General features: G+C 46.1%; 12 protein-coding genes. 7 read left to right on the top strand and 5 right to left on the bottom strand.

Features of this window, described 5'->3' with window-relative positions:
• Positions 1 to 129: 129 nt before the first annotated feature.
• Positions 130 to 1113 (bottom strand): sigma-70 family RNA polymerase sigma factor, encoded by a 984-nt coding sequence (locus JWG88_RS01720; protein ID WP_205231958.1) that lies wholly within the window; start codon positions 1111 to 1113, stop codon positions 130 to 132.
• 434 nt (positions 1114 to 1547) lie between these two features.
• Between JWG88_RS01720 and lepA the strand changes: the two genes are divergently transcribed.
• Positions 1548 to 3341, top strand: coding sequence for a translation elongation factor 4 (gene lepA / locus JWG88_RS01725; protein WP_205231959.1), 1794 nt, complete (start codon positions 1548 to 1550; stop codon positions 3339 to 3341).
• 25 nt (positions 3342 to 3366) lie between these two features.
• Here the strand turns inward: lepA and yihA are convergent, their stop codons facing one another.
• From yihA to hisI, 3 genes are all read right to left on the bottom strand, one after another.
• A complete protein-coding gene (gene yihA / locus JWG88_RS01730; RefSeq protein ID WP_205231960.1) occupies positions 3367 to 3990 on the bottom strand; it encodes a ribosome biogenesis GTP-binding protein YihA/YsxC in 624 nt (207 codons plus the stop codon).
• Positions 3991 to 4008: 18 nt separating this feature from the next.
• Entirely contained in the window at positions 4009 to 4881 is an 873-nt protein-coding gene (gene hisG / locus JWG88_RS01735) for an ATP phosphoribosyltransferase (protein ID WP_205231961.1), read from the bottom strand.
• A 284-nt stretch (positions 4882 to 5165) separates the two neighbouring features.
• Positions 5166 to 5546: a phosphoribosyl-AMP cyclohydrolase gene (gene hisI, locus JWG88_RS01740; protein ID WP_205231962.1), complete on the bottom strand. Its 381-nt coding sequence runs from the start codon at positions 5544 to 5546 to the stop codon at positions 5166 to 5168.
• Between the two features lie 298 nt (positions 5547 to 5844).
• Between hisI and JWG88_RS01745 the strand changes: the two genes are divergently transcribed.
• From JWG88_RS01745 to JWG88_RS01770, 6 genes are all read left to right on the top strand, one after another.
• Positions 5845 to 6282 (top strand): FKBP-type peptidyl-prolyl cis-trans isomerase, encoded by a 438-nt coding sequence (locus JWG88_RS01745; RefSeq protein ID WP_205231963.1) that lies wholly within the window; start codon positions 5845 to 5847, stop codon positions 6280 to 6282.
• 270 nt (positions 6283 to 6552) lie between these two features.
• Positions 6553 to 9510 carry a hybrid sensor histidine kinase/response regulator gene (locus tag JWG88_RS01750; protein WP_205231964.1) on the top strand — a complete coding sequence of 986 codons (2958 nt, stop codon included), beginning with the start codon at positions 6553 to 6555 and terminating at the stop codon, positions 9508 to 9510.
• 67 nt (positions 9511 to 9577) lie between these two features.
• A complete protein-coding gene (locus tag JWG88_RS01755; RefSeq protein WP_205231965.1) occupies positions 9578 to 10015 on the top strand; it encodes a chemotaxis protein CheW in 438 nt (145 codons plus the stop codon).
• 197 nt (positions 10016 to 10212) lie between these two features.
• Positions 10213 to 11334, top strand: coding sequence for a protein-glutamate methylesterase/protein-glutamine glutaminase (locus JWG88_RS01760; RefSeq protein ID WP_205231966.1), 1122 nt, complete (start codon positions 10213 to 10215; stop codon positions 11332 to 11334).
• Between the two features lie 32 nt (positions 11335 to 11366).
• A complete protein-coding gene (locus JWG88_RS01765) occupies positions 11367 to 12203 on the top strand; it encodes a CheR family methyltransferase (RefSeq protein WP_205231967.1) in 837 nt (278 codons plus the stop codon).
• A 13-nt stretch (positions 12204 to 12216) separates the two neighbouring features.
• The gene (locus JWG88_RS01770) at positions 12217 to 12789 is read left to right on the top strand and encodes a sigma-54-dependent transcriptional regulator (RefSeq protein ID WP_205231968.1); all 573 of its coding nucleotides are present in this window, start codon (positions 12217 to 12219) and stop codon (positions 12787 to 12789) included.
• Between the two features lie 46 nt (positions 12790 to 12835).
• On the opposite strand, the gene JWG88_RS01775 is transcribed toward JWG88_RS01770, so the two are convergent.
• On the bottom strand, positions 12836 to 13390 hold the full coding sequence (locus tag JWG88_RS01775; protein ID WP_205231969.1) for a thermonuclease family protein: 555 nt from the start codon (positions 13388 to 13390) through the stop codon (positions 12836 to 12838).
• Positions 13391 to 13536: the final 146 nt, after the last annotated feature.

The following is a 13536-nucleotide window of genomic DNA, read 5'->3' on the forward strand; positions in this document are numbered from 1 at the left end:
TCTCCTTTGAGAAGGACTACTTCTCAGCTTCCCTCAAGAGGATATAAGTGACTGGCGATAGAGCGTCTAGTTTTTGTGTAAGCCTCGAGACGAATAACCGATCAATTTGGTCTAACCTGCAAAAAACCGTTATTCTCTGTGGTCATTATTGACGACGATTCTGTCTCCGTCGAAGAAGTCCACGATATCAGGCATTTCAACTTCAAGGTACTTTTTCATTTTCTTAAGCAGGTTTACTTCTATCTGACGAACTCTTTCGCGTGAAATATCGAATTTATCAGCAATGTTCTGCAAGGTCAGCGGCTCATCGGTCAGCAACCTTTCCTCAAGAATCATCTTCTCCTTTTCGTTTAGTTTATCCTTTAAGATTTCCAGAAGTTCACCAAGACGTAGCTGCATTTCCTTGCCGGCAACTGTGGACTCGATATTAGGACCTGAACTTGGGATGAAGTTCTTTTGCTCATCATCGGAATCAGATCTCACCGGAGATTCGAGCGAGACATCCCAGCTATCCATTCTCTGGCTCATTTCGACTACTTCTCTTTCTTTGACATTGAGACGCTGAGCCAGCAGTTTAGGTTCAGGATCAAACCCCTGCGCCTCGAGCAGCTTCTTTTCCTTATTCAGGGAAAAGAAAAGCTTGCGTTGGGCCTGAGTTGTTCCTATCTTAACAAGGCGCCAGTTGTCCATTATGAATTTCAGAACATACGCTCTGATCCAGTAGGCGGCGTAATAGGAAAACTTGACCCCTCTGTAAGGGTCAAATTTTTTGGTGGCCTGGACCAGGCCGACATTGCCCTCCTGGATCAAATCCATAAAATTCTGCATCCAGTATTTCTGGAAATCCATGGCAACCTTAACAACCAACCTGAGATTTGAAGAAACCAATCTGTAGGCGGCATTTTGATCCCCGGTTTCCTTGAATCTCGTTGCCAGTTCATCCGTCTCTTCCCGGGAAAGTAACTCATATTGGCTGATTTCCTGCAAATATCTGTGGAGTGCGGGATTGCTCAACGCCGGAAGATTCTCGTCGTCGGACATGGACACAAGCGGATTTTCCATTTCCCCTTCACTGTTAAGGGTGTAATTTTTTTCTTTTTTGGTTTTTGGCATATATATTCTACGGGTAACGTACTCCCCTCCATAAATGACTTTTTAACGATTTTATCTATGCATTATTGGTGTAAAAGATAAAATTGGACGTTAGTGCTATTCAATCCTACCATAATGAAGCCAAAGAAGAAAATTCTATTTTCTTCTTGCACTATTTGTGCTAATAATCAGGATTCTCTCTTCATCTTTTGTACCTTTGGAATTATCTTCTCTTTTTCATAAGAAAATATTATCGTGCATACTCATGTTCCAAGAGGCACTATTAAGGTCACCTTGAAAAATGGCCTTTTCACCCAATCTCTACGTTGTGCCGGGAAATTTTATTCTCGGAATATCAAAAGTTTGCCTCCGGTAAAATTTCCTGCCACGCGGGAGATCAGGCTTTTTATGACGCCATCAACTTTCCAGTCAGCCACCTAATTCTCAATACTCGAATGAACAACATCAGAAACTTCAGCATAATTGCCCATATCGACCATGGTAAATCAACTCTAGCCGACAGGATGATCCAGATGTGCGATCTCGTTACCGATCGGGAGTTCAAGGATCAGCTTCTCGACAGCATGGATATTGAGCGGGAAAGGGGGATTACCATCAAAAGCCAGACCATCTGTCTGCCTTATACAGCTGATAACGGCAAACAGTATATCCTCAATCTGGTTGATACTCCAGGACATGTCGATTTCAGCTACGAGGTATCACGGGCGCTGACCTCCTGTGAAGGTGCATTGTTGCTGATCGATGCCGCTCAAGGTGTTGAAGCACAAACCCTGGCAAACCTGTATCTGGCGATGGAAAACGATCTTGATATCATACCTGTTATCAATAAAATTGATTTACCGTCTGCCGAGCCTGAAAAAATTGCCGATCAGATAGAAGAAGATTTAGGACTTGAACGAGACCTTATCCAGCTCTGTTCCGCTAAAACCGGCCAGGGAGTCAAGGAAATTTTCGAGGCAATCATTAACCATCTTCCTCCACCTGAGGGTGATCCGGACGATAAGCTGCAAGCGCTCATCTTCGATGCAACTTACGATGCCTTTCGTGGTACCATAATTTCCTGCCGAATAATAAACGGTAAAGTCAAGCCAGGCGACACCATTGTCTTTATGTCAAACAACATCTCTCACCGGGTCGAGGAAGTCGGACTGTTTAAACTCAGGAAAGAACCGCAAAAGGAGCTGCAGGCCGGTCAGGTCGGTTATATAATAGCCGGCGTGAAAACCGTTCAGGATACCCGTCCAGGCGATACCATCACCCTGAAGAACGACCCCTGCCCCCGAGCTCTGCCTGGGTTCAAAGAGGCTCAACAGGTTGTCTTTTCATCTATTTACCCGATTTCAACAGATGAGTATGAGAATTTGGCGACTGCCCTTGAAAAGCTTCAGCTTAATGATGCCTCTTTGATCTTCCAGAAGGATTCTTCTGCCGCCCTGGGTTTTGGTTTCCGCTGCGGATTCCTGGGATTGCTTCATCTTGAGGTGGTCCAGGAGAGACTGGAAAGGGAATTCGATATATCGCTGATCCTCACAGTTCCTTCGGTGAAGTATCTTTTTCACCTTAATGATTCTTCAATAGTTGAAGTTGACAACCCGGCTCATTTCCCCGATCCCTCAGTCATTAGCAGAGTTGAAGAACCGTTTATCAAAGCAACTATACTTATTCCGGAAAAATACATGGGCGTAGTCATGACGCTTTGTATGGAACGTCGGGGGGAGAACACCAATTATCACTACCCGATGCCGGGAAGAATTGAATTTACCTGCGAACTGCCGCTCGGTGAAGTAATCTACGATTTTTACGACAAACTCAAATCAGTCACTCAGGGCTATGGGTCTTTTGATTACGAAATGCTTGATTACCGAAAGAGTAATCTGGTCAAGCTTGATATTCTGGTGAACGGCGAATGCGTAGACGCCCTTTCTCAGCTGGTTCACCGGGATAAGGCTCGAGCCCGCGGACTGCTGGCCTGCGAAAAGCTGAAAGAGGAAATTCCCAGACAGATGTTCAAGATAGCAATACAGGCCGCCATCGGAGGCACAATCATTGCCAGAACAACTATTTCGGCGCTGCGAAAGGATGTCACCGCAAAATGTTATGGCGGCGACATTTCACGTAAGAGAAAGTTGCTGGAAAAACAGAAGGCAGGAAAGAAGCGGATGAAAACCGTAGGAAACGTCGAAATACCCCAGAAGGCCTTCCTGTCGGTTCTCAAGTCCGATCAATGATCAATAGCCTTATCCGGCATCTGTGCTATGAGTGTGGGGAGTCATCGGGCGACGAAACAGGATCCTCTGTCAGAAACGCAGCCAAGGCATCTTTGAGTGCATCGGTTCCAAGACCTGATTTAGCTGAAAAGAGAATTCTCTCTGTTGCGGAAATACCCAGACCCGCATCAAGCAAAGCTGCGTTTCTGCTTCTCTGGTTGCCGGATAATTTATCGGCTTTGGTGTAGACGGCCAGGCAGGCTATGCCCTCTGTCCTCAGCCAGTCAAGAAGTTGTCTGTCGTGGTTCTTGGGAGGATGACGCAGATCGATGATGACCACCACACAACGCAGACTGTTGCGTTGTTCAAGATATTGGGCGATTAATTTCCCCCAGCTGCTCTGCATAGATTTAGATACTTTGGCAAAGCCATATCCCGGCAGATCCACCATATATACCTGGCCGTCGATCAGGAAGAAATTCAACCCCTGGGTTTTGCCCGGGGTTGAGCTGACCTTGACATAGCTTTTTCTGCCGAAAAGACGATTCAGCAGAGAAGACTTGCCTACATTCGATCTTCCGGCAAAAGCAAATTCCGGTAAATCCGGGGGAGGCAGCTGTGTTAATGAATGGGCACTGAGGAGAAACTCGGTCTCATGGTAATAGATCATTGGTTCTTTCCCATCCGTTTATATCACCTTGTTCAAGGAATATTCAATTATTCCTTCCGCTCCATTCTTCTTCAATTTTGGTATCAGATCACGTACCACGTCCTCTGAAATAACAGTTTCAACGGAGAACCAGTCCGTCTGGTAAAGATTGGCAATAGTAGGCGCATTGAGACTGGGAAGAATATCGACTATGCCCTGCAGTTTGCCTTCAGGTACATTCATTTTCAGACCCACGATTCTATCAGCCCGCAGTGAGCCCTGGAGAAGCATGGACATGTTCTCGATTTTCTCACGTTTCCATGGGTCATTCCAGGCATCCTTATTGGCAATGAACTGGGTATTGGACTCCATCAATTCATGGATAATACGCAGACCATGCGCCCGAATAGTGCTTTCGGTTTCGGTCACCTCGACCACCGCATCGGCAAGACCCGAAACGACCTTTGCTTCAGTCGCCCCCCAGGAAAACTCGATGTCGACATTTATATTTTTTCCCTTGAAGAAGCGCGTGGTGACATTGACCAGTTCAGTGGCAATTTTTTTCCCTTCAAGATCCTCCAGACACTGGATGTCGGAATTACCAGCCACTGCAATGATCCACCGTGTCGGTTTCCGACTTACCTTCGAGTACACCAGATCGCTGACTATCACCGCCTCTGACTGGTTTTCCATGATCCAGTCTTTTCCGGTAATTCCTGCATCCAGCATGCCGCTCTCTACATACCTCGACATCTCTTGAGGTCTGCATATGGAACATATCAGTTCCGGATCATCGATCTCCGGGAAATAGTTCCTGGCAGCAGGCTTTATCAGCCACCCTGCGCTTTCAAAAAGTGCAATGGTCGCTTTTTCCAGGCTGCCCTTAGGTAATCCAAGTTTCAACTGCTTCATGTTAAGCTCCAGACAATTATAGTTTTTTCGTAACTATTCAGTAGTTCAGGGCAAACTGCCGCTTTTTAGTACCTTACAGAATGTTTTCTTGTTTTTTTGCAAGAAAATAATCTGTCTCAAGGTTCTTATACCCTTAAAGGGGTACTGTAAAGGTCCGCTCAGCTGGGTTAGCTTCTTGCTGAATAGTTGCGGTTTATCTTTTAAAGGCCGATAACGGTATTTCAGTAAGAGTAAAATAAAACTGCTGTTGTGCTTTCAGCGCCTGCCTACGACAGTTTCCGCAACTATTTGGTATATACTTCGTCGGGATCAAAAATCAAATCGGCAATTACTTTCAGGCTATTGTTCTCAACCGCTCTGTAAAAGCAGGAGCCGTATCCCTTATGGCAGGCCGCGCCGCCAATCTGGTCAACCTTATAGACGACAGTGTCTCCATCGCAGTCGACAAGAATTTCGTGAATTTTCTGGATGTGTCCGGATGTTTCCCCTTTCATCCAGATCTTATTTCTCGATCTGCTCCAGTAATGCGCCGTACCGCTCTTGACGCTTTTCTGAAATGCTTCCTCATTGATATAGGCCAGCATGAGGATTTCACCCGTTTTATAATCCTGCGCTATAGCAGGAATAAGATTATCTTTATTTTTAGAAAAATCCAGATTTACCATTGCAACTGTAATCCTAAGCAAATGAAATTGATACCAGGAAAGGCCGACTTTCCTGGAGCACTGAGATATTTTTCCGAACGGAAGGCACTACATTATGCAGGTCCCTGTAATTTGTCAAGACTTGCCGTAAATATGTTATCCTCTGCTGCTATATATCTTTCCCGAAAGAATATTGCCGGACTTGCCGTTCATTTTTTTTATTTTATTAAAGTCTATAGTAGATTAAATGATACCTGCTAATTTACAAATCACTTTGGGCGAAAACAGATACCCGAACAACGATACAGTGGAGGAACATATGTCTGTCGTGAAAGAAGACTCTACAATCACCATCACCTATGAAGGCAAACTTGACAACGGTCATGTCTTTAAAAAAATTAATGAAGACGAGCCGCTCACTCTCAAACTGGGCAATCAGGAATTACCGCCGACTCTTGAAAAAGAGCTGGTGGGACTCAAGGAAGGCGAGTCGAAGACAGTGCGGCTATCCCCGGAAGAAGGTTACGGCGCCAGACAGAAAATATTGGTACAGGATCTGGGGCGGGAAACTTTTGGTGATAAAATTACACCTAAACCCGGAATGATACTGTCCTTGAAAGTTGAAAAAGATGGCGAGATGCATCAGGTTCCGGCAACGGTTATGGAAGTAACGGAAAAAAAAGTTGTGGTAGACTACAATCATCCTTTGGCCGGGCATCATCTTACCTATACCGTCACTGTTCTCAAGATTAAATAGCAATAACGCAGCCGATCAGCGTCTAGCCCCTCTTACTCCTGCCGGAGTCATCCCGTCGTGCCTTGCCATTAATTAAGGAATACCGGTTTAGGTATCCTGAAAAGGCTGAGGATCCCCCCGGACCTTCGGCAGGACCATCCCTCTTAAAATAGCCTCTGCATTTCCCTTCACTCTGATATTATTATTCTCAATCCTGTACATTCACACATCTGCATGTATAAAAAGCTACAGAACTCCCTTAACACTCAACACTATTAACGAGGTACAAGTATGCAGATTGAAGATGATGAAATACTACAGGGTTTTATTGAAGAATCTTTAGAGCATCTGGCCGATATCGAAAATGATCTTCTGGCTATTGAAGAAGCAGGGGCCAACATTGATGAAGATCTTGTAAACAAGGTATTTCGAGCTGCACACTCCATCAAGGGCGGTGCGGGTTTCATGGGTTTAAACGGCATCCAGGAACTCTCCCATGCCATGGAAAACGTGCTCGGAATGATCCGTGGCAAAAAACTCATTCCAACTCCTCAAATAATTAACATTCTCCTCCTGAGTTCAGATCAGCTTCGGGGAATGATTGAAGACATCCAAAATTCCAATGATGTCGATATATTTACCCATTTGGAACCGCTCAATGCCATTGCCGCCGGCACTTATAATCCTGATTCCTCGCCATCGCCGAAAAAAAGAGCTGCGGCATCCGCTGTTGACGACCAATCGACAACGGAAACAGAGCCGCTGCCGCAAAAGAAAACTGTCCTCCAGGAAAACGCAGGGGTCCAGTCCGTTCTTACTGATCAACCATCCCGGCAAATGGAAGCTTCTCGCAGTGAAGATGAAATTACCGCTGCTCAGGCCTCTGAAAAACAGGATGATGAGACAGTCGACAACAGGGAACCTGCTTTATACAATTCTCCGCAATTAGAGACTGCCTCGGTGAATGCAGAGAGTTTGGCTCAGGAATCGTCCTTTCACAAAAACAAAAGCCAGGGGGAGACCTCGCTGCGAGTTCATGTGAGTCTTCTGGATCAACTCATGAACCTTGCCGGAGAACTGGTGTTAAGCAGAAACCAACTCCTGCAGACTATCGGCTCGGAGGATTATCGCAATGCCGAGACGGTCGGTCAAAGAATAGACCTGATAACCTCGGAGCTGCAGGAAGCTATAATGCTGACGCGAATGCAGCCTATAGGTAATGTCTTCAACAAATTTCCCCGTGTGGTCAGGGATCTCTCCGGCAAACTCGACAAAAAGATAGATCTCACTATCGTCGGCAAGGATGTTGAGCTGGATAAAACCATCATCGAGGCGATAAACGATCCACTCACCCATCTTGTCCGTAACTCGGTAGATCATGGCATTGAAATGCCCGACGAGAGGAAGAAGCGGGGAAAATCGGAAAATGGACTGGTTATCCTCAAGGCCTATCATGAAGCCGGACAGGTTGTCATAGAAATCAGTGACGACGGCAAAGGGCTCGATGGTGAAGTTTTGGCGGCAGGCGCCGTCAAAAAAGGGTTGCTCACCCCGGAACAGGTTCAGGTCATGTCTGACAAGGAGAAGGTTAACCTTATCTTTCTCCCTGGATTTTCAACAGCCGAGAAAGTTACCGACGTATCCGGCCGTGGAGTCGGCATGGATGTGGTTAAGACGAATCTGGATAAACTCGGCGGGCATGTGGACATCATCTCCGAGGTGGGCAGGGGCACCACGATTTCCATTAAACTGCCGCTCACTCTGGCGATAATCCCCTGCCAGATAATCATGACCGGCGGCGAGAGATATGCCATTCCGCAGGTGAATCTGGAAGAGCTGCTGCGCATTCCTGCCGGCCAGGTCAAAGAAAGAATAGAGCGCGTCGGTAATGCCGAAGTAGTAAGGCTGCGCGGTAATCTTCTTCCTCTTATCAGATTAGCCGATGTCATCGGTATCGAAAGAACGTTCTTTGATGAAGAAGAAGGCATAGTCAAGCCGGACAGGAGAAAAATGATTTCCGACCGCAGGAGCCCGGAGCATCCAGCCTTCAGAGACAAAGGTGATTCAAAAAGAGTAGAATCCACAGATGATGATTCCCGGCAAGGCCGGAGCGGCAAAGACAGAAGGTATTCCGCTTCGAGTGCCCTTAATATCGTGGTTGTTTCCACCGGTGCCATGAAATATGGCTTGATTGTCGATAAGCTGCAGGACTCCGAAGAAATAGTCATCAAACCACTGGGCAGGCACCTGCAGCAATGTAAAGGATATGCCGGTGCGACGATAATGGGCGATGGCCGCATTGCTCTCATACTTGATGTCGGCAACCTTGCCCGTATGGCCAAACTGACCTCAATTGACGGCACCGACAGGGCCGGCGAAGTAGCTATAGCCCAGGAAGAATCCATTCGCGCCAAGATGGACAAACAGTCACTGCTGATATTCAGAAGCTCGGAGCAGGAACAGTTTGCCGTTCCGCTGAATCAAGTTGAAAGAATTGAGAAAATCAAACGTTCGGACATTGAGGAACTCGGCGGCAAAAGGGTTATGCAGTATAGAGGCGGCAGCCTTTCCCTGCTTACTATTGACGATGTTGCCATGGTTCAACCGCTGGCCGACTATGATAATCTTCTGGTGATAGTCTTCAATATTCGTAAAAGAACCGTGGGACTGCTCGCCATCGGTCCCATTGATGCCATAGAGATAGCTGTGGAAATAGATGATGTCACCCTGCGGCAGTCCGGTATAATGGGTTCCGCCATCATCGCCAAACATACAACTATGCTGGTCGATGTTTTTGATATCGTCCAGACTGTTTTTCCGGAATGGTTTGAGAACCAGCTGGTATTCGAAGCCGCAGGTGGTCCTGAACAGCTGCCCCCTACTCTGCTCATCGCCGAAGATTCCAATTTTTTCAGAAATCAGGTCAAAAGCTATTTGACTGAGGCAGGATTTGCAGTAATCGAGGCTGAAGACGGACAGATTGCCTGGGAACTTCTGCAGGAGCATGCCGATGACATAACCATGATAGTCACTGATATTGAAATGCCCAATATGGATGGATTTCAGCTGACCGAAAAAATCAAGACTGACCCACGTTATTCGCATTTTCCAGTTATTGCCTTAACAACCCTGGCCGGCGAAGAAGATGTTGCACGAGGTAAAGCAGTAGGCATCGACGAGTATCATATCAAACTGGATAAAGAAAGATTAATGGCATGCGTGCACGATTACGTAAAACGATATCATTGATCAGGCCGAGCCGGATTTACAGATGTTTTGATTGTCCGATTATAACTTCTTGAACGAGATAAAAATTATGAATGATAAAAAGATAGTTGAACTTGCAACATTTTATGTCGGCAACGCCCTGTGCGGCATGGATATCCTCAAGGTACAGGAAATAAACAAACTTATGCAGATGACCAAAGTCCCCCAGGCGCCTGAGTATGTGCTCGGAATTTTGAACCTGCGTGGTCAGATCGTCACCATCCTGGATTTAGGAAATAAACTCGGTCTTGGCGAAACCGATCTGTCGCAGGATTCCAGAAATATCATTGTCAACTCTACCGGAGGCAGTGTAGGACTACTTGTTCGGCAAATCAGCGATGTGGTTCAGGCTGATCTTACCAGAAAAGAGTATCCTCCGGCGAATATGGACGGAATTCAAGGGGAATTTTTTACGGGTGTCTACAAAACAGATACCAAGCTTATAGGCATTCTGGATGTCGATAAGGTTTTAAGTATAGAAGATTGAGGGCGTCGTAAAAATAAGCTCATACTTTCAGATCTTTAACTCGACATGTGAGGATTACCGCTTGTGGTAATTTTCGTAAGACTTTCGGTTCCTCCTCCCCCGTATCTCAACCGGGTTTCCAATGATTCCGGGCTGGTTGACGATTCAGCCTTTAAAGGAGCGATGGCAGAGGAATTTTTTATGGAAAAATATAGAATATGCTAAGGAAAAAATTACGGGTTCTCGTTGTCGATGATACCATTGTCTACCGAAAGGCTGTTTCCGATATCATGGAGGAACTACCGGAGGTCGAACTTGTGGGAGTCGCCCATAACGGCAAGATCGCCATGTCAAAAATCAGGACACTCAAACCCGATCTATTGACTCTGGATATTGAGATGCCGGTCATGAACGGGCTCGAAGTTCTGGCGGAAATCCAGAAAAACAATCTCAATGTCGGTGCCATAATGCTCTCTACCTTGACCTCTGAAGGCGGCGAGATGACACTGCGGGCTCTTGAACTCGGCGCCTTTGACTTCATTCTCAAACCGCAGAGCAAGAACCAGACGGAAGGAAAAAAGGAGATTAAAAGTCTTATTCATCCGATGATCAAAGCCTTTGCCAGATCAAGCCTGGCCTCGTCCCAGCTGCGCAAATCGAGTGTCTCAGCACCGAGCGGCAGGCCTCTGTTAAGAAGGCCGCTAGTGAGCGAAAGTATCGAAAGTGTAACCAGAGCGGAGGCAATACCATCTACCCATAGGGGGCGCTCCGAAATTATTGCCATTGGTGTATCAACAGGCGGTCCCAATGCTCTTACCCAGGTGCTTCCCAAACTTCCCGGCAATATCGGCATACCGATCATTATCGTGCAGCATATGCCCCCGGTGTTTACCAAATCGCTTGCCGCCAGCCTCAATAAAAAATGTGAACTCACCGTCAAAGAGGCTGAAGACCGCGAGTCCCTGCAGAATAACACGGTCTACATCGCACCCGGCGGAAAACAGATGAAACTGGTAGCCGGCGCGGACGGCCGCAACCGCCAGATTAAAATCACCAATGATCCACCGGAAAATTCTTGCCGGCCATCTGTTGATTACCTCTTCCGTTCAGTCGCGGATTACTATGTGAACAGATCAACGGCTGTGATCATGACAGGCATGGGCTCAGACGGAACTAAAGGCTTGCAGGTTCTCAGAAACAAGGGCTGTTTTATTATAGCACAGGATGAAAAAAGTTGCGTTGTCTACGGCATGCCTAAAAGCCCCATCGAAAGCGGACTTGTCGATATCGTTGCGCCGCTCGACAAACTTGCGGATGAAATATTGAAGACCCTCAAATAGTACATAAATCTTCATGGGATTTAAGTTAGAGCATGATAAAAATCACACCAAATGAGATAGATGCCATCTCTCGGTATATCTATGATATATCGGGCATATTTCTCGATAAGAATAAGACTTATCTATTTGAGACACGATTGAGCTCGATTGTTGAAGAGTTTGGATGCAAATCCTATTATGAATTGCATACCAAAGCAAAGGCCGACAACTCCAAAGTGATTGAGAGAAAAATAATAGATGCCATTTCAACCAACGAAACCTTGTTTTTTCGCGACAAAGGTCCCTTTGAATTGTTGCAGCATAAACTTCTGCCGGAAATAATAGATGCCAGAGCCCCAGGTTCATTAAATCTGAAAACGAACATAAAAATCTGGAGCTCCGCCTCATCCACAGGACAGGAGTTGTATTCGATTGCTATTATCATTAAAGAGCTGATTCCGGATTTGTCTCGATTCAACATCCGGCTGCTCGGCACCGATATCTCCGACAATGCGGTTTCTCAGGCGAGCTACGGTAAATACAATAAATTTGAGATTGAACGGGGACTTCCCCAGGCTCAGCTGCGAAAATACTTTCAGCCTGCCGGCGATTTCTGGAAGATTAGGGATGAAATCCGGGGCATGGTGAATTTTCGGAAAATGAATTTGATGGCTCCTTTTGTCGGCTTGGGAAAATTTGACATTATCTTCTGCCGCAACGTTGCTATCTATTTTACCCTTCAGGATAGAGTAAAGCTGTTCAACAAGATTGCTGACTGCCTCGCCGATGACGGCTTCCTGGTAATCGGCTCGACCGAATCACTAACCGGTGTATGTCCGCGATTCGTACCTAAAAGACATTTACGCTCTATCTTCTACCAGAAGAAATAAGGAGGTCAAAATCATGAATACCCTCTCTATCCTTGTCGTTGATGATGATCCTGTGATCAGACGCCTGTTGGAACAACGCCTCACAAAAGCAGATTACAACGTGGCTGTGGCTGAGGACGGCTTTAAGGCGGAAGAAATGCTGCAGCACAAACATTTTGATGTGGTTCTCACTGATTTGATGATGCCGGGCGGGATCGGCGGTATAGAAGTGCTCGAAATGGCGAAAAAAAAAGATAGCGACATCGAGGTCATCCTGATTACGGCTCACTCATCGGTGGACACAGCAGTGGAAGCCATGAAAAAAGGAGCGGTCGACTATCTGGAAAAGCCTATAAATTTTGATGAACTGTTCCTGCGAATAGATAAGATCATCAATATTAAGTTACTCATGCAGAACGCCAGAGATATCCATGAGGCTATGGGGGCTACCGAGCTCGCCGCTTCAGAGACAATTCAGCACCTGGAAATAATGGCTGCCAAACTGCAGCAGCGTCTCGATATGGTTGAAAATCAACTGCGCAGCACCGACCAGGATCCTGAATCGCGGATCAGCAACTCCCTGAATATTCTGGCCGGGCTTGAGTAGAATCGAAAGAGTCCGATCGGCCAGCTATTCTGATTCCCCCCTGTGTTTATCGGTGCCTGGTGTTTTTCATTCTTTTCCACTTCCAGGGGGCAACGGGCCGGCCTTTCCCCCACAAACCAGTGTGGGCGTTTCTGGCTTTTTTTTGCAGTCTTTTCCAAAAAGAACAGATCTTTTTGTTGCAGTAATAAACGTGAACCCAGGCATATCCTTTCTCCACCAACAGCCGGCTGACGTTTATATCCGAGATGTATACCTGCGCAATCTCTCTATTATATTTATCTAAATAGAGAGGTTCCAGATAAACTCTTTTGTTGAGCAATAATTCCTTCACGAAGGTTTTCGTCTCCCCTGAAAAGGGCTGATCCCATTCAGGCGTGTCGATTCCCCACAGCCGGATCAGCTTGGTGGTGTGACCACTTTTTATTACTATGGTGTCGCCATCCACTACTTTCACAACTCTTGCGGGATAACGGTCGGTCCGGATAGATGATGCCAGCACCGTAGAGGGGATTAATCCCTCGGAATATAAGCCAAGAGCAAGAAGTATTGAGAAAAGATAAAGAATATTACGGTTATCAAGAGCAGATAAAAGTACGAACATGTGTTTTCTCCTCAGGATATTTGGGAAAGCAACCAGGACCTAAAAATTCCGGAAATTTCAAAATATAAAAACACGATGCGGATATCATACCGAATTTATTTAACATCAGACAGGTCTTGAAACACAAGAACAAGAGAAAGATACGT

The organism is Desulfopila inferna, assembly GCF_016919005.1.
GTDB classification, from domain to species: domain Bacteria; phylum Desulfobacterota; class Desulfobulbia; order Desulfobulbales; family Desulfocapsaceae; genus Desulfopila_A; species Desulfopila_A inferna.